Genomic DNA, 17490 nt, shown 5'->3' with positions numbered 1-17490 from the left:
AAACAGGCGCACAATAGGATGTTTCTGGCGCGCGAAAACGGGCGGGCGCCAGAGATTAATCAGGGAATTGCCGGGAGATAAAAGCAGAAAGGGGAATTAGGGGGACGAGCCTGACCCTCGGCACTGGTGGAAAACGGCTGTGGCTGCTTCGTTCCCGACCTGACCAGGTTGACCGCGCCGCCATGCGAGGAGGCCCGTCCGACCGGCATTGTAACGCAACCTTGAGAGGCTTTCCAATTTTGTATTCTTGCCAAGGGCTTTGGCTGGTTGTTTGATCTGAAGCGGGGTTGGCGTCCTGCCGTGCTGGCAGCATGGCGGACGGCAAATTCGGGCCGGAAAGCTCTCAACTGACAGGCTGGGGACATGAACGCAAACGACCAGATCCTCCGCGGCGCGCTTGCGCCGCAAGACATCTCCATCGAAGTACTCCAGGAAAAATACGCCAAGGGCGAGGAGCAGACCATTGACGATGTGCGCCGCCGTGTGGCGCGCGCGCTCGCGGAGGTGGAACCCGCCGACAAACGCGAGGCCTGGGCCTCGCGCTTTCTTTGGGCGCTGGAAGGCGGCTTCGTGCCGGCCGGGCGTATCAACTCGGCGGCTGGCACAGGCATTCAAGCTACGCTGATCAACTGCTTCGTCCAGCCTGTGGGCGACTCGGTTTCCCAGGTGCGTGGCGGTAAGCCGAGCATCTATACCGCCGTGGCCCAGGCCGCCGAGACGATGCGGCGCGGCGGCGGTGTCGGCTATGACTTTTCCTCGATCAGGCCGGGTGGCGCGCTGGTGCGTGCCACGCACTCGCGCGCATCGGGGCCGGTGTCGTTCATGAAGGTGTTCGATGCATCGTGTGCCACCGTGGAATCGGCCGGCGCACGGCGCGGCGCGCAGATGGGCGTGCTGCGCTGCGACCACCCCGATATCGAGAGCTTTATCCACGCCAAGGACCGTGGCGACCTGACCAACTTCAATATCTCGATTGGCGTCACCGACGAGTTCATGCAAGCGGTGGCGGCTGATGGGGAAATCGAACTGATCCACGAGGCCGAGCCTGGCGCGGACGGTATCGCGGCGGGCGCCTATCGCCGCGACGACGGCCAGTGGGTGTATCGGCGTGTGCCGGCCCGTCGGCTGTGGGACCAGGTCATGCAGGCCACCTATGACCACGCAGAGCCTGGCATCCTGTTCCTGTCGCGCATCAACGCCGACAACAATCTCTATTACTGCGAGACGATCGAGGCCACCAACCCGTGCGCCGAGCAGCCGTTGCCGTCGTATGGCTGCTGCTGCCTGGGCTCGATCAACCTGACGCGCTTCGTACGCCGCCCGTTTACCGATCAGGCCAGCTTCGATTTCGAGGCGTTTGCCGAGGTCGTGCGCGTTTCGACGCGGATGCTCGACAACGTGCTCGACATCACCTACTGGCCGTTGCCCGAGCAGCAGGCCGAGGCGCAAGCCAAGCGTCGTATCGGCCTGGGGTTCCTGGGGCTTGGTAGCGCACTGGTGATGCTGGGTCATCGCTATGACACCGATGCGGCGCGCGCGCTTGCGGGGCGGATCTCCGAGACCATGCGCGATCACGCCTATCTGGCATCGGTCGAACTCGCCGAGGAGAAGGGCCGCTTCCCGTTGTTCGATGCCGACGCCTATCTGAGTGGCGGCTTCGTGAGCCGCCTGCCCGAGCCCATCCGCGATGCCATCCGCGAACACGGCCTGCGCAACTCGCACCTGCTTTCGATCGCGCCAACTGGCACGATCACGCTTGCCTTTGCCGATAACGCGTCAAATGGGATCGAGCCGGCCTTCTCGTGGACCTACAACCGGCGCAAGCGGATGCCCGACGACAGCTATCGCACGTTCGAGGTGGCCGACCATGCATGGCGGCTCTATCGCCATATGGGCGGCGACGTCGAGCAGTTGCCGGAGAGCTTCGTCACGGCGCTCCAGATGTCTGCCATTGACCATATGCGGATGCTGGAGGCGGTCCAGCCCTATATCGACACGAGCATCAGCAAGACTGTGAACGTGCCGGAGGACTATCCGTACGAAGCCTTCCGCAATCTCTACCTCGAAGCGTGGAAGGCCGGGCTCAAGGGGCTCGCCACGTATCGGCCGAACCAGGTGCTTGGCGCGGTGCTGTCGGTCACCCCGGCCGCCACGGCCACCACGGCGCCGGCGCCCGCCACGCCGAGCGAGGACGATCCGCTGACGCGGCCGTTCGGTAGCCGGCCACTCGGCGATCTGGAAGGCGTGACGTCGAAGGTCGAGTATTTGACCTATGAGGGTCACAAGACGGTCTACCTGACCGTCAACTTCATGCAGGTGTCCGGCACGATCGGTGGCCAGCCGGTGACGATCGAGCGGCCAATCGAGTTCTTCATGCCCGCGGGGCAGCGTTCCGAGGGCCAGCAGTGGATCACGTCGACGATGCGGCTATTGTCGATGGTGGCCCGCTCGGGCGGACCGATCGCCAAGGCGCTGGCCGATATGCGGAACGTGGTCTGGGACAAGGGCACGGTCCGCTACGGCTCCCTGGCCCGCCAGGACGGCACCGAGGTGCCGCGCTTCCATGATTCGGAGGTGGCGGCGCTGAGTTACGCGATTCAACGCATCCTGATCAAGCGTGGTTTCCTGGACGAGGAGGGCAGCCAGGTACCGGTGGTGGCGCTGGCTGCCCGTCTGGCCCGGCGCGAAGGCGGCGAGGCGGCTGTGGCGCTGGCTTCGCCGGCCGAAGCGGCGCCCGCCGCCAAACTGGCTGCCGGGATTGGCACCGGCAAGCCGTGCCCCGAGTGTGGCGCTCACGCCCTGCACAAGGTGGACGGCTGCGCCAAGTGCGCCAATTGCGGTTATGTGGGCGAGTGTGGCTAGCCGGCGACCCTTCACGGATGGCGGCGGCGTGCGATAGCATCTGGCAACTCCAAATCCAGGTCTGACCCAGGTCCGCCTTTTGCTACAATCGCCGCCATGAGTTATCAAGTTCTAGCGCGCAAATGGCGCCCCAGGGATTTCACCACGCTGGTCGGCCAGGAGCACGTGGTCCGCGCGCTCACGCACGCGCTGGAACAGCAGCGGCTGCATCACGCCTACCTGTTCACCGGCACGCGCGGCGTCGGCAAGACCACGCTGTCCCGGATTCTGGCCAAGGCCCTCAATTGCACCGGCCCTGACGGCAACGGCGGCATCACCGCCCAGCCTTGCGGCCAGTGCAAGGCCTGCACGGAAATCGACAGCGGGCGTTTCGTCGACTACATCGAGATGGACGCGGCGTCGAACCGCGGCGTCGACGAGATGGCGCAGCTGCTCGACAAGGCGATCTACGCCCCGACGGCCGGCCGCTTCAAGGTCTACATGATCGACGAAGTGCACATGCTGACCAACCACGCCTTCAACGCCATGCTGAAGACGCTGGAGGAGCCGCCCGAGCACGTCAAGTTCATCTTGGCCACGACCGATCCGCAGAAGATTCCGGTCACCGTGCTGTCACGCTGCCTGCAGTTCAATCTGAAGCAGATGCCGCCGGGCCACATCGTCTCGCACCTCGACCACATCCTGGCCCAGGAAGGGATCAGCCATGACGGTAGCGCGCTGCGCCTGCTGGCGCAGGCCGCCCACGGGTCGATGCGCGATGCGCTGTCGCTGACCGATCAGGCCATTGCCTACAGTGCCGGCCAGGTGTCGGAAGAGGCAGTGCGCGGCATGTTGGGGGCAATCGACCAGAGCTACCTCGTGCAACTGCTCGATGCGCTGGCTGCCGAAGACGGCGCCACGATGCTAGGCATCGCCGATTCGATGGCCGACCGCAGCCTGTCGTTTGCCGGGGCGTTGCAGGATCTTGGCTCGCTGCTGCACAAGGTCGCGCTGGCGCAGGCCGTGCCGGCTTCCGTGCAGGACGAATGGCCCGAAGCCGAGGACGTGCGCCGCCTGGCCGGGCAGTTCGACGCGCAGGAAACCCAGCTTTTCTACCAGATTGCCAACCTTGGCCGCAGCGAACTGGCGCTGGCGCCGGACGAATACGCCGGCTTCACGATGACGTTGCTGCGAATGCTGGCGTTCCGGCCGTCCACTGCTCCCGCTTCGTCGGTCGGCGGACAGGGCGGTGGCGGACAGCAGGTGGTACGCCCGCGCCCGGCTGGCACGACGAGCGCCGCACCGTCGCCTCGGGCCATGGCATCGGCTGTTGCCGAGCCTGTGGCGGCCGAGCCGGTCAAGGTCGCGCCAGTGGTCGCGCCGGCAGCGCCGACAGCGCCGATTACGGCCGCTGCTCCGGCCGCATCCGCAGCACCCGCCATGCCCGCTGTGCCAGCGAAGTCAGCCGAACCCGCGCCGCCCCAGGCTGACGTGGATACGTCGATGTCGCCAGCCCGTGCGGCGTTGGCCGCCGCGCGTCAAGCTTCCGCCGGTCGTGCTGGCCGACCGATGTCGGCTGCGCCAAACGCAGGTGCCGCCGCCGCGGCCAGTTCGCGCCCGGCTGCGCAGCCGCTGCGTCCGCCTTCCGCCTCACGGCCGGCTACCACTGCCGCGCCGGCTCCGGCTCCGGCAGTTGCGCCTGCCGCTGCGCCGGTAGTGACGCAGGCTGTCGCTCCGAGCAAGGCTGCTGCCGCCCCTGTCGCGGCCGCGCGCCCGGCACCGGTCGCCAAGCCTGCGCCGCAACCCGAAGCCAAGTCCGTCCCGCCGTGGGAAGCCGCGGGTGCAAGTGACGTGCCGCCGTGGGAAGAGATGCCGCCCGATCTGCCTGTGATCGGTCCGTACGACAGCGATCCGGGCTATGACCCGAGCTTCGGTGGTTTCGACAACGGCTTTGATTCCGACAGCGCCGATCGCGCGCCGCGCGCGGCTCGTAAGCCCGCGCCGACGCAATCGGCAGCCAAGCCGGTCAGCAAGCCCGAGCCGGAACCGGCAGCGCAACTGGCACCTGCCGTCCCGCAAGTGGCGCCAAGCGCAGGCGAGGATGGCACGCCGCCGGTTTTCACAGGCGACTGGCCCGAGTTCGCCGCCACCCTGCCGCTCAAGGGGCTGGCCCAGCAGCTTGCCCATCAAAGCGAGTTGCATCGCGTGGTCGGCCGCACGCTGCATCTGCGCGTGCCGGTTGCGGCGATTGCCGAGGCTAACGTCGCGGAGCGGCTTCAGGCAGCGCTGGTCGAGCATTTCCGCGTCGATGTGCGTGTGCAATGCGTCGTTGGTGGCGTGACGCATACCGCGGCGGCTGTCGATGCCGCGGCGCGTGCCGAACGCCAGCGCGAAGCCGAAGCCGAGATCGACCGCGACCCGTTTGTACAAGGTCTGTTGCGGGAGTTCGGCGGCCAGATCGTGCCAGGGTCGATCCAGCCGCGCGCAGCCTGAATTTCAAGTTTCAAGTGGCGGCCGCCTGACCAACGGTCGCGCCGCCCGCCCCCATCCACACGTATTCAAGGAGTGATCCCATGATGAAAGGTCAACTGGCCGGGCTGATGAAGCAAGCCCAGCAGATGCAGGAAAACATGAAGAAGATGCAGGAGCAGCTTGCCCAGATCGAGGTCGAGGGCCAGTCCGGCGCCGGCCTTGTGAAGGTGGTGATGACCTGCAAGAACGACGTCAAGCGCGTCACGATCGATCCGAGCCTGCTGGCCGATGACAAGGACCTGCTGGAAGACCTGGTAGCCGCCGCGTTCAACGACGCCGTGCGCAAGGCCGAGGCCACCACGCAAGAAAAGATGGGTTCGATGACGTCGGGTCTGCCGCTGCCTCCGGGCTTCAAGCTGCCATTCTGATGACACGTTCCGACCAGGCGGCTCTGTCATGAGAGCGGCGCCGCCCACCTCGCTGCAGGCGCTGATCGAGGCGCTCAAGGTGCTGCCCGGCGTTGGACCGAAGTCGGCCCAACGCATGGCGTATCACCTGCTGCAGCACGACCGCGAAGGCGCGCGCAAGCTTGGTGACGCGCTGCGCGGGGCCGTCGATGGCATCCGCCATTGCACGCGCTGCAACACCTTCACCGAACTCGAAATCTGCGGAACCTGCAGCGATCCAGAGCGTGACGCGACGCTGCTCTGCGTGGTCGAAACGCCGGCCGATCAGGTCATGATCGAGCAGACGCTGACCTATCGCGGCCAGTATTTCGTGCTGATGGGGCGGCTCTCGCCGCTCGACGGCATCGGTCCGAAGGAGATTCATCTCGACCGCCTGCTGGCACGTGCTACTGACCCCGAACTCGGCGGCCCGGCCAGCGAGGTGATCGTCGCCACCAACTTCACCAGTGAGGGCGAGGCCACCGCGCACTACATCGGCGAAATGCTGAAGGCGCGCGGGCTGAAGGTCTCGCGTCTGGCGCGAGGCGTGCCGGTGGGTGGCGAACTGGAATACGTGGATGCGGGCACCATCGCCCGCGCCGTGATGGACCGTCGCACCCTGTAACGGACCATGAATCTGGCGCGCTTCGATCTCGTCACGCTGGGGCTGTTTGTGGCCGTGGCACGGCAGGGCAGTATCTCGGCCGGCGCGCGGCAATCGCATCTGGCCGTGGCGGCTGCCAGCAAGCGAATCTCCGACCTGGAGACCGCGGTCGGGGCGCCGCTGTTTTTCCGCCATGCCGCTGGCGTGCAGCTTACCGAGGCGGGGCAGGCCTGCTTCCACCACGCGCTGACCATCCTGCAGGACGTGGAGCGCATGGCCGGGGTGATGTCCGACTACGCCTCGGGTGTGCGCGGGCAGGTGCGCGTCTGTGCCAATACCTCGGCCATCACGCAATTTCTTCCCGATGATCTGGCGCAGTTCATGCGCCAGCATCCCACCATCCGCATCGAACTCGAAGAACACAACAGCAGCGACATCGTTGCCGCTGTCATGGAAAACCGGGCCGATGTGGGCATTTTCGCCGACCGCACGCCGTGCGCGGGACTGGTGACGGTCGAGTATCGGCAGGACGAACTCGTCATCATCACGCCGCCGGGGCATCCATTGGCGCAAAACGGCCCGGTTCACTATGCCGATGCGCTCGAATATGACTTCGTCAGCTTGCCGCAGGTGACCTCGCTGGCGGCGCGGCTGTTGGAAGAAAGTAGTCGGCTCGAGCGGCAGTTTCGGCTGCGCATCCAGGTGCGGAGCTTCGACGCGATGTGTCGCATGGTCATGGCCGGTCTGGGCGTGGGGGTGCTGCCGCGGATCGCCGCGGAGCCGCACGTCAAGTCGATGGGGCTCTCGCTGGTCGGTCTGCGGGACGCCTGGGCGCGCCGATCGCTGCTGATCGGCATGCGAGACCCGGCCGGGCTCACGGTCTCGGCGCGGCTGCTGATCAGCCATCTCTGCGGCGACCGCGCGCCATTCTGAGTCCCCGAGCCCGCTTCTGAACCCTCTAGGGTTCTCCCTGATCTTTCGCATTCCGAGAAAGCCCGCTTTCCGGAATGCCGATTCCGCATCACCCCGCCGCTGGGGCACACTCCGTCGAAACTACGCCAATCCACCCCAATCGGGGTCAGTTTCTCGGAGACACTCATGGCGCGACAGATTCTCGACGGCATCCGCGTTCTCGAACTGGGCCAGCTGATTGCAGGCCCCTTTGCCGCCAAGACACTTGCCGATTTCGGCGCACACGTGGTCAAGGTGGAGCCGCCCGGGCAGGGCGATCCGCTGCGAAAGTGGCGCATGTTGCACGAAGATACCTCGGTCTGGTGGGAAGCCCAGTCGCGCAACAAGCAGTCGATTGCCATCGACCTGCGCCAGCCGGAGGGGCAGGCTCTGGTACGCAAGCTGGCCAGCGAGGCCGACGTCCTGATCGAGAACTTCCGCCCGGGAACCATGGAGAAATGGGGGCTCGGCTGGGATGTGCTTCATGCCGACAATCCAAAGCTGATCATGGTGCGGGTCTCGGGCTACGGCCAGAGCGGCCCGAAGCGGGATGAGCCCGGCTTTGCGGCGGTGGCCGAAGCGATGAGCGGGCTGCGCTACCTGACCGGCGAACCTGGACGCCCGCCCGTGCGCGCGGGCTTGTCGCTGGGTGACACGATCGCCGGCCTGCATGGCGCGCTTGGCGTGCTGCTGGCGCTGTACGAACGCGATGCGCGCGGTGGCGAAGGCCAGGTCATCGACGTGGCGCTGTATGAGTCGCTGTTCAATCTGAGCGAAAGCCTGTTGCCCGAGTACTCCGCGTTCGGCGCTGTGCGCCAGCCGGCCGGGGGTGCCTTGCCGGGAATCGCGCCGTCGAATGCCTACCTGTGCGGCTGCGGCGAGTATGTGCTGATCGCCGCCAACGGCGACGCGATCTTCCGCCGCCTGATGGCCGCGATGGGTCGCAACGACCTGGGCGAAGACCCGGCGCTGGCACGCAATGATGGCCGCGTGAAGCGTGTCGACGAGATCGACGCCGCGATTACCGCCTGGACGAAGACACAAACCGTGGCCTCCGCGCTGGAAGTGCTGCGCACCGCCGACGTGCCGTCTGGCCGCATCTACACCGTCAAGGACATTGCCGAAGACCCGCACTACCGGGCGCGCGGCGTAATCGAGACGGTGACATCCGCGAAGGGCCTGCAGGTGGAGGTGCCAGGCATCATGCCGAAGCTGTCGGGCAATCCCGGCGGCATCCACGATCGCGCGCCGACGCTGGGCGAGCATACCGATTCCGTGCTGGCCGATGCCGGCTTCGACGTAGCGGCCATTGCCGACCTGCGTACGCGTGGAGTGATTGCATGAGTGCCAAGATGAGTGCTGCTACGTATCCGCTGTCAGGCCCGGCGAAGGTCGAGATCAACGAAGTCGCCCCGCGCGACGGGCTGCAGATCGAACCGTTCATCGTTCCCACCGAGGGCAAGGTCGCTTTCGTCAATGCGCTGGCCCGCTGCGGTTTCGCGCGTATCGAAGCTACGTCGTTCACGTCGGCCCGCGCCATTCCCGCGCTGGCAGATGCGGAGGCCGTGATGCATCAGGTCGAGCGCGTCCCCGGTGTTGGGCTGACCGTGTTGGTGCCGAACCTGCGCGGGCTGGAGCGCGCGCTGTCGTGCCGCCCCGACGAAGTCAATCTGGTGATGTCGTCCAGCGAGACGCACAATCGCGCCAATCTGCGCATGACGCGCGATCAGTCGCAGACCCAGTTGCTGGCGATGATCGCGGAAGCGGGCAAGGCCGGCGTGCCTGTCAACGTGTCGCTGTCGACCGTGTTCGGCTGCCCGTTCGAGGGCGACGTCAGCGAAGCCGAGGTCATGCGCCTGGCGAAGGCGTTTGCCGATGCCGGCGCGGCGGGTATCACCCTGTGCGATACCACGGGCATGGCCTATCCCAACCAGGTGGCCGCGCTCTGCGAGACGTTCCAGCGCGCCTTGCCGAAGACTGGCCTGACGATTCACCTGCACAACACCCGAGGCATGGGCCTGGCGAACGCGATCGCCGCGTGGCAGACCGGCGTGACGCGGTTCGACGCCGCGGCCGGTGGGTTGGGTGGGTGCCCCTACGCGCCCGGCGCGAGCGGCAACGTCAGCACCGAGGAACTTGTGCACATGTTCGCGTCGATGGGCGTGGATACGGGTGTCGAACTGGGCGCGCTGCTCGACGTGGTCGCTGGCGTCTCCGATCTGGTGCAGCGCGACGTGTCCAGCCAACTCCTGCGCGCCGGCCCGCGCCTGCGCACGCATCAGCCGCCTGCGTGGATGGAAGAGTTTTTCGCCAAGGCTTGATGGCAGGCATCAACCGACAGATTTTTTGAGTCCCCCAATAAAACATACGGAGACAACCATGAAACGCACACTGATTGGTGCCGGCACACTGCTGGCTGCCGCCGGTCTGGCCATGTCCGCCACCGCGCACGCCCAGGAAGGCACGTACCCCAATCGCCCGATCATGCTCGTGGTGTCGGCCGCTGCCGGTGGCACGACCGATCTGGCCGCCCGCATGATTTCAGAGCCGCTGTCGAAGGCGCTCGGACAATCGGTGGTGGTGGACAACAAGCCGGGCGGCAATGGCACGATTGCCGCGCAGGCTGTGCAACGGGCCAAGCCGGATGGCTACACGCTGCTGGTGCAGTACTCGGGCTATCACGTGATCACGCCGTTGCTGACCAAGACTTCGTGGGACCCGGTCAGGGACTTCGCGCCGGTGGCCAACCTGCTGTCGGCGCCGCAGGTGTTGGTGGTGCGTTCCAGCCTGCCGGTGAAGTCGCTGAAGGAGCTGGTGGCCTACGCCAAGGCCAATCCGAACAAGCTCAACTACGCATCGTCGGGCAATGGGTCGCTGCAGCACGTCTCGACCGAATTGCTCAACGAGATGGCGGGTATCCAGATCACGCACGTGCCCTATAAGGGCACGGGTCCAGCGATGACCGACCTGCTCGGCGGCAATGTCGACATGACGATCACCACGCCGCCGCCGCTGATGGGCCATATCGCCGCCGGCAAGCTGCGCCCGCTCGTGGTCACGAGCAAGACCCGGCTGCCCAGCCTGAAGGACGTGCCATCGGCGCCAGAGGCCGGTTATCCCGATCTCGACGTTTCGTCCTGGTTTGCGATGTACGCGCCCGTGGGCACGCCCAAGCCTGTAATCGACCGGCTGACCACCGAGATCGAGAAGATCATGAAGTCGGAGGCGTTCCGCAAGAAGGCCGAGGAGCTTGGCGCGGAGGCGCGCTACATGAATCCGCAACAGCTCGACCAGTACCAGCGCGCCGAGTTGCAGCGCTGGACCAAGGTGATCAAGGCCGCCGATATCCACGCGGAATGACGGGTTGGCAAGCTGCCTGAAAGGGGCGGCGTGTAGCATGGCCGCCGCTGCGTCTGCCGGGATTAGGTATTGATCCCGATGCGCATGGCGCTTGCGTCCGCTAGCATCGCAGCAAGCCGCCATGCGGCGCGCCCCTCGATCAAACAGAAATAGAAAAGGCAGGAGAGCCATATGTACAACAAGAAGTTCTGGAAACAGGTGCTGATCGCGCTGGCGCTGTTCCTGGCTGGCTGGTTCACATTCGGCAGCGCGCAGGCGCAGGGCAAGCCGGAGAAGAGCAAGGTCACCATCGCCGTGGGGGGCAAGAACCTGTTCTACTACCTGCCGCTGACGATCGCCGAGCGCCTGGGCTACTTCAAGGAAGAAGGGCTCGATGTCGAGATTGTCGACTTTGCCGGGGGCGCCAAGGCGCTGCAGGCCGTGGTCGGCGGCAGTGCCGACGTGGTGTCGGGCGCGTACGAACACACGATCAACCTGCAGGCCAAGGGCCAGCAGTACCAGGAGTTCGTGCTCCAGGGCCGCGCGCCGCAGATCGTGCTGGTGGTGTCGAACAAGACCATGCCGAACTTCAAGTCGATCGCCGACCTGAAGGGCAAGAAGATCGGTGTGACCGCGCCGGGTTCGTCGACCAACATGATGGCTAACTTCGTGCTGGCCAAGGCCGGGCTGAAGCCGTCCGACGTGTCGTTCATCGGTGTGGGCGCCAGCGCCGGCGCGGTGGCCGCGATGCGTTCGGGCCAGATCGACGCCATGGCCAACCTCGATCCGGTGATCTCGATGCTGACGCAAAAGAACGAGGTCAAGATCGCCTCGGACACGCGCACGATCAAGGAAACGCAGACCGTGTTCGGCGGCAATATGCCGTCGGGATGCCTCTATGCGTCGGTGTCGTTCATCCAGCAGAACCCGAATACCACCCAGGCAATGGCCAACGCCATGGTGCGCGCGCTGAAGTGGCTGCAGAAGGCTGGCCCGTCGGACATCGTCAAGACCGTGCCGGAAAGCTACCTGCTGGGCGACCGCGCGCTGTACCTGGCCGCGTGGGACAAGGTCAAGGAAGCGATTTCGCCGGACGGCATGATGCCGGCCGATGGCCCGCACACGGCACTGAACACGCTGCAGCAGTTCGATCCGGAGCTCAAGGGCAAGGCGATCAAGCTCGAGAACACGTTCACGAACAACTTCGTGCAGAAGGCCAACGCCAAGTACAAGTAAGACAAGCCAGTATCCGATCCGGCTCCCTCAAGGAGCCGTCTCCCAGTCGCCCGCCGCGCGCCAGCCGTCCGGCGGGCGAAAGCTTCCCAGAGTCATGCCGTCATGAGCACGCCTGCACTTTCCCTCGAAAACGTGACCTGTACCTTCGTCTCGCGCGAAGACCGCGCGCAGCGCTATACCGCTGTGCGCGACGTCACGCTATCCATCCAGCCCGGCGAGTTTGTCTCTGTCGTGGGCCCCACCGGCTGCGGCAAATCAACGCTGCTGAATGTATCGGCCGGCCTGCTCGAACCCTCGACCGGGACCGTGCGCGTCTTTGGCGAGCCGCTCAAGGGCATCAACGCGCGTGCCGGCTACATGTTCCAGGCCGAAGCGCTGATGCCGTGGCGCAGCGCGCTCGACAACGTGATCGCCGGCCTGGAGTTCCGCGGAGTGCCGCGCGATGAAGCGGTGAAGCAGGGCGAGGAATGGCTGCGGCGCGTGGGGCTGGGCGGGTTTGGCGATCGCTATCCGCACCAGCTATCTGGCGGCATGCGCAAGCGCGTGAGCCTGGCGCAGACGCTGGTGATGGACCCGGACATCATCCTGATGGACGAGCCGTTCTCGGCGCTGGACATCCAGACGCGTCAGCTCATGGAGAACGAGGTGCTTGACCTGTGGGCGGCCAAACGCAAGGCCGTGCTGTTCATTACGCACGACCTTGACGAGGCCATCGCGATGAGTGACCGCGTGGTGGTGCTGTCCGCTGGGCCGGGCACGCACCCGATCGGCGAGTTCTCCATCGACCTGCCGCGGCCGCGCGATGTGGCCGAGATCCGCAACCATCCGCGCTTCGTGGAGCTGCACGCCGCCATCTGGGACGTGCTGCGCGAAGAAGTGCTCAAGGGCTACGCGCAGCAGCGCAAGGCGGCCTGAGTTTTCCCGATCGGACAACAATCGAACATGGCTTTTCGTCCCGACTCAAAAGGTATGCTGCGCGTCTGGCAGCTTCTGCTTCTTGCGGTGGTACTGATCGTGTGGCACATGGCCACGCGTTCCCAGCAAGTGGCGTTCTTCTTTGGTGAACCGCTGATGGTGGCGCAGCGCATCTGGAGCTGGTTCATCGTCGAGCGTGATATCTACCTGCACCTGGGCGTCACGCTGCTCGAAACGGTGCTGGCATTCGGCATTGGTACCGTGTCCGGGCTGGGCGTGGGCCTGTGGCTGGCGCTGAGCCCGTTCACTTCGGCGGTGCTCGATCCCTACGTCAAGGCTGCCAACTCGATGCCACGCGTGATCCTGGCGCCGATTTTCGCGGTCTGGTTCGGTCTCGGCATCTGGTCGAAGGTGGCGCTGGCGGTGACGTTGGTGTTCTTCATCGTCTTTTTCAACGTCTATCAGGGTGTCAAGGAAGTGAGCCCGGTGGTACTGGCCAACGCGCGCATGCTCGGCGCCAACAAGCGGCAACTGCTGCGCCATGTCTATCTGCCGAGTGCCACGAGTTGGGTGTTCTCCTCGCTGCATACCTCGGTGGGCCTGGCGTTTGTCGGGGCGGTGGTGGGCGAATACCTGGGGTCGGCGCGTGGCGTTGGCTACCTGATCCTGCAGGCTGAAGGCACCTTCGACATCAACACGGTGTTCGCGGGCATCGTGGTGCTGACCGCGTTCGCGCTGGTGCTCGACTGGATGGTGACGGTGGGAGAGAAGCGCCTGATGCGGTGGCAGCCGAAGTCGGGGGAGACGGAGAAGCTCTGACGCTTGAAGCTGCGGTCTGATTTCGCCCCTCTCCCGCTCGCGGGAGAGGGGGCAAACAAAAGTCCGACTCAAGGCGTGATGACGATCTTCCCGGTCACCTTGCGGGCTTCCATGTCCTTGAGCGCCTGCGGCGCCTGCTCCAGCGGATACCGCGCCGAGATATGCGGGCGGATCTTGCCTTCCTTCATCCAGCCGAGCATCTGGGCCATGTTGGCCTGGTTGGCCTTCGGTTCGCGGCGCGCGAACTCACCCCAGAACACGCCCACCAGCGACGCGCCCTTGAGCAGCGCCAGGTTCAGCGGTATCTTGGGGATTTCGCCGTTGGCGAAACCCACCACCAGATAGCGGCCGCGCCAGGCGATCGAGCGGAACGCCGGTTCTGCATAGACGCCGCCCACCGGGTCATAGATGACATCCGGGCCCTTGCCGTCGGTCAGCGCCTTGACGCGCTCGCGCAGGTCCTCGGTGCTGTAGTTGATCAGCGCATCCGCGCCGTGTTCCTTGCAGACTGCCAGCTTTTCATCGGTGGAAGCCGCGGCGATCACACGCGCGCCGATGGCCTTGCCGATCTCGATGGCTGCCAGGCCCACGCCACCGGCCGCGCCCAGCACCAGCATCGTTTCACCGGCCTTGAGCTCACCACGGTCCACCACGGCATGGTGGGATGTGCCGTAGGTCAGCGTGAACGCCGCCGCCACGTCGAAGTCGATGCCCGGAGGCATCGGCACCACGGCCTTGGCGGGCGCCTTGGCCTGGCTGGCGAACGCGCCGTTGCCGAGGTAGGCGATGACCTTGTCGCCGGGCTTGACGTGCGTGACCCCCGCGCCAACGGCATTGACCACGCCGGCCAGCTCGGAGCCCGGCGAGAACGGCAGCTCCGGCTTGGCCTGGTACTTGTTCTGAATGATCAGGACATCGGGAAAGTTGACGCCGGCTGCCTTGACGTCGATGACGACCTCGCCGTCGCCCGGCACGAGATCGGGCAGCGTTTCCAGGGTCAGGGAGTCGGGCGGGCCCCAGGCTTTGCACAGTACGGCTTTCATTGTGTCTCCAGTTGGAATGGGGCATGCGCGGGGGTACGCATGCGCTGCGGGCAAGTGTAGCGCAGGAAAAGCACGGTCGTTCTGTTCGAAAAATCGCTGCATGACGTCCATTCGGGCGCCGCATGTCCGGGCGCACGATGACGCTCCCGCGCCGCTTTGCTCGGGTACAATCGCGGCCATGCATATCCTCCTCGCCAACGATGACGGCTACCTCGCGCCGGGACTCGCCGTCCTCCACGCCGCGCTCGCCCCCTTGGCGCGCGTGACCGTGATCGCACCCGAACAGAACCATAGCGGGGCATCGAATTCGCTGACGTTGCAGCGGCCACTGTCTGTCTACGAAGCGCGGGAGGGCGTGCAGAAGGGTTTTCGCTTCATCAATGGCACGCCGACCGATTGCGTGCACGTGGCGCTGACTGGCCTGCTCGATGATATGCCCGATCTGGTGGTCTCCGGGATCAACCAGGGGCAGAACATGGGCGAGGACGTCCTGTACTCGGGCACGGTGGCCGCAGCCATCGAGGGCTATCTGTTCGGGATTCCGTCGATCGCGTTCTCGCAGGTCAATCACGGCTGGGAGCATCTGGACGCCGCGGCGCGCGTGGCGCGCGAGATCGTCGAGCATGTGATAGCCCGCCCGCCGACGGAGCCGCTGCTGCTCAACGTCAATATCCCGAACCTGCCGTACGAACATATCCGCGGGCACCGCGCCACGCGTCTCGGCAAGCGGCATCCGTCACAACCGGTGGTGGTGCAGGTGAATCCGCGCGGGGAAACCAATTACTGGATCGGGCCGGCTGGCGACGCGCGCGACGCGAGCGAAGGCACCGATTTTCACGCGACCGCCAATGGCTACGTCTCGCTGACTCCGTTGCAGCTGGACCTGACTCATCGCGGCCAGCTCGAAAAAATCGAACAGTGGCTGGGGTGAGCGTGTCATCGCCACGCTGCCTTCAGTCGTTCACACCGAATCCCCGCGCCTGCCCGCGCGTATCCGTCAGATTGCCGTACCAGTTCAAATGAGTTCCACGCCGCGCCGATCCCGCTTTCCACTTCCGCTCGATGCGGTGGTTGAGCGCAAGCCCGCGCCAGCAAGAACCGCCGGAATGCCTGCGGTCGGCAAGCGCGCGGCATCCCCGGCGCCGGCACCGACGGCCGTCAAGCCGCGCAAGCCGGCGGCTCCACCGGTTGCACCGCCGCCGCCGGGCAGTGCCGTGGAAGCTCGGGCGTCCGCAGCGGTGGCTGGCGGGGGTGGGATGGCATCGGATCGGGCTCGGGCGGCATTGGCAGCCCGCCTGCGCGCCGGCGGCATTCGCGACGAGCGGGTGCTTGGCGCCATTGCCACGGTGCCGCGCCACCTGTTCATGGAGCCGGGCCTGGCTTCCCAGGCGTACGAAGACGCCGCGTTGCCGATTGGACATCAGCAAACCATTTCGAAGCCGTCCGTGGTGGCGCGCATGATTGAGTTGCTGCGCGAAGGGATGTCATCCGATCACGCGCTGGCGCGCGTGCTGGAGATCGGCACCGGCTGCGGTTATCAGGCGGCCGTGCTGAGTCTGGTGGCGCAGGAAGTGTTCTCCATAGAGCGGATTCGTCCGCTGCACGAACAAGCCAAGGCGAACCTGCGGCCGTTACGCGTGCCAAACATCCGGTTGCATTACGGCGACGGGATGCTTGGCCTGCCGCAGGCCGCGCCGTTTTCGTCGATCATCCTGGCCGCCGCTGGCATGGAGGTTCCGCAGGCGTTGCTGGAACAACTGGCCATCGGCGGGCGGCTGATCGCCCCGGTGGTCGCGCCCAGCTCTGGCGCGCCCGGGCAGACCGTGACGCAGCAGTTGCTGCTGATCGAGCGCCTCAACCGGCATCGTTTTCACAGAACTGCGCTTGAAGCGGTTTTCTTTGTGCCCTTAAAATCGGGCACCATCTGAGTCGAACTATGCACAACATCGTGAAATCGGATTCTTTCGCGCGAGTCGGACAACGTTTAAGCGTCGTGGCGATCGCGGCCGTCCTGGCCGCCTGCGCCAACTCCCCCATGCCCGCCCCTGTGGTGGATCGCACCTCCACGGCCGGCGCCCAGCAGGCAGCCTCCACCGAGCCGGCGCCGCCCGGATACTATCGGGTCAAGCGAGGCGATACGCTTTACCGTATCGCGCTCGAAAATGGCCAGTCGTATCGGGATGTGGCGAGCTGGAACAATATGGCCAATGCGAACCAGATAGAGGTTGGCCAACTGTTGCGCGTGGTGCCGCCGGGTGCCGACGTGAACGCCGCGCCTGGCGTGGCAACCGCCCCGGTGGCGTCGGGTGTCGTCCAGTCCCAGCCGATCGATTCATCCCGTCCGGTAGGCGCGCCTGTCGGCGCGACGACCAGCACGCCAGCCGCTGTAGCGGCGGCGCCTGCATCGGCCGCGGCAGCCCCGGCAGCAACGCCTTCGGCATCGGCTTCCGCGCCGGCGTCCGATATTCGCCTGGGCTGGCCGGCCAGCGGCCAATTGATCGGTAAATTTGACGAGAAGAGCAACAAAGGCATTGATATTGCGGGTAAAAAGGGCGATGCAGTCCTGGCCGCCGATGAGGGGCGAGTGATTCACGTTGGCCCCTTGCGCGGCTACGGGAATCTTGTCATCATCAAACACAATGACACGTACTTGACGGCCTACGGGCACAACGACAAGGTGCTGGTCACAGAGCAATCTACGGTCCGCAAGGGCCAAAAGATTGCCGAAATGGGTAACAGTGATTCTGACAGGGTCAAGCTGCACTTCGAGGTCCGCAAAAACGGGAAACCGGTCGATCCGATGCGGTATCTGCCGCCACAGTGA

The 17490-nt window shown here is 65.5% G+C and carries 15 protein-coding genes and 1 other RNA gene; 14 read left to right on the top strand and 2 right to left on the bottom strand.

The window, feature by feature from the left end:
• Window positions 1-100 precede the first annotated feature (100 nt).
• Window positions 101-199, bottom strand: an RNA gene (gene ffs, locus WD006_RS07215) — signal recognition particle sRNA small type.
• A gap of 164 nt (window positions 200-363) precedes the next feature.
• On the opposite strand from ffs, the gene WD006_RS07210 reads away from it, so the two are divergent.
• From WD006_RS07210 to WD006_RS07160, 11 genes are all read left to right on the top strand, one after another.
• Window positions 364-2862, top strand: a complete 2499-nt coding sequence (locus tag WD006_RS07210; protein WP_011516841.1) for an adenosylcobalamin-dependent ribonucleoside-diphosphate reductase — start codon at window positions 364-366, stop codon at window positions 2860-2862.
• Between the two features lie 96 nt (window positions 2863-2958).
• A complete protein-coding gene (locus tag WD006_RS07205; protein WP_029307549.1) occupies window positions 2959-5334 on the top strand; it encodes a DNA polymerase III subunit gamma/tau in 2376 nt (791 codons plus the stop codon).
• Window positions 5335-5414: 80 nt separating this feature from the next.
• Window positions 5415-5741, top strand: coding sequence for a YbaB/EbfC family nucleoid-associated protein (locus WD006_RS07200; RefSeq protein WP_008647477.1), 327 nt, complete (start codon window positions 5415-5417; stop codon window positions 5739-5741).
• A 28-nt stretch (window positions 5742-5769) separates the two neighbouring features.
• Window positions 5770-6384, top strand: a complete 615-nt coding sequence (recR, locus tag WD006_RS07195) for a recombination mediator RecR (protein ID WP_008647479.1) — start codon at window positions 5770-5772, stop codon at window positions 6382-6384.
• Between the two features lie 6 nt (window positions 6385-6390).
• Window positions 6391-7296 carry a LysR family transcriptional regulator gene (locus tag WD006_RS07190; protein ID WP_029307550.1) on the top strand — a complete coding sequence of 302 codons (906 nt, stop codon included), beginning with the start codon at window positions 6391-6393 and terminating at the stop codon, window positions 7294-7296.
• Between the two features lie 165 nt (window positions 7297-7461).
• Window positions 7462-8658, top strand: coding sequence for a CaiB/BaiF CoA transferase family protein (locus WD006_RS07185; protein WP_029307551.1), 1197 nt, complete (start codon window positions 7462-7464; stop codon window positions 8656-8658).
• A gap of 8 nt (window positions 8659-8666) precedes the next feature.
• A complete protein-coding gene (locus tag WD006_RS07180; RefSeq protein ID WP_029307552.1) occupies window positions 8667-9635 on the top strand; it encodes a hydroxymethylglutaryl-CoA lyase in 969 nt (322 codons plus the stop codon).
• A 58-nt stretch (window positions 9636-9693) separates the two neighbouring features.
• A complete protein-coding gene (locus WD006_RS07175) occupies window positions 9694-10674 on the top strand; it encodes a Bug family tripartite tricarboxylate transporter substrate binding protein (protein WP_011516836.1) in 981 nt (326 codons plus the stop codon).
• A 171-nt stretch (window positions 10675-10845) separates the two neighbouring features.
• Window positions 10846-11889: an ABC transporter substrate-binding protein gene (locus WD006_RS07170; protein WP_029307553.1), complete on the top strand. Its 1044-nt coding sequence runs from the start codon at window positions 10846-10848 to the stop codon at window positions 11887-11889.
• A 102-nt stretch (window positions 11890-11991) separates the two neighbouring features.
• Window positions 11992-12804, top strand: a complete 813-nt coding sequence (locus WD006_RS07165; RefSeq protein WP_011516834.1) for an ABC transporter ATP-binding protein — start codon at window positions 11992-11994, stop codon at window positions 12802-12804.
• 27 nt (window positions 12805-12831) lie between these two features.
• Window positions 12832-13623 carry an ABC transporter permease gene (locus WD006_RS07160; protein ID WP_029307554.1) on the top strand — a complete coding sequence of 264 codons (792 nt, stop codon included), beginning with the start codon at window positions 12832-12834 and terminating at the stop codon, window positions 13621-13623.
• A gap of 68 nt (window positions 13624-13691) precedes the next feature.
• On the opposite strand, the gene WD006_RS07155 is transcribed toward WD006_RS07160, so the two are convergent.
• A complete protein-coding gene (locus tag WD006_RS07155; protein ID WP_029307555.1) occupies window positions 13692-14666 on the bottom strand; it encodes an NADPH:quinone oxidoreductase family protein in 975 nt (324 codons plus the stop codon).
• Window positions 14667-14844: 178 nt separating this feature from the next.
• Here WD006_RS07155 and surE point away from each other — a divergent pair, with 178 nt between their 5' ends.
• From surE to WD006_RS07140, 3 genes are all read left to right on the top strand, one after another.
• Entirely contained in the window at window positions 14845-15597 is a 753-nt protein-coding gene (gene surE, locus WD006_RS07150; protein ID WP_011516831.1) for a 5'/3'-nucleotidase SurE, read from the top strand.
• An 88-nt stretch (window positions 15598-15685) separates the two neighbouring features.
• Window positions 15686-16594 carry a protein-L-isoaspartate(D-aspartate) O-methyltransferase gene (locus WD006_RS07145; protein ID WP_024570123.1) on the top strand — a complete coding sequence of 303 codons (909 nt, stop codon included), beginning with the start codon at window positions 15686-15688 and terminating at the stop codon, window positions 16592-16594.
• 8 nt (window positions 16595-16602) lie between these two features.
• Window positions 16603-17490: a peptidoglycan DD-metalloendopeptidase family protein gene (locus tag WD006_RS07140; RefSeq protein ID WP_029307556.1), complete on the top strand. Its 888-nt coding sequence runs from the start codon at window positions 16603-16605 to the stop codon at window positions 17488-17490.

Source organism: Cupriavidus sp. Met-2, from assembly GCF_049843575.1.
GTDB lineage: Bacteria > Pseudomonadota > Gammaproteobacteria > Burkholderiales > Burkholderiaceae > Cupriavidus > Cupriavidus metallidurans.
This window is presented reverse-complemented; position numbering and strand designations above follow the sequence as displayed.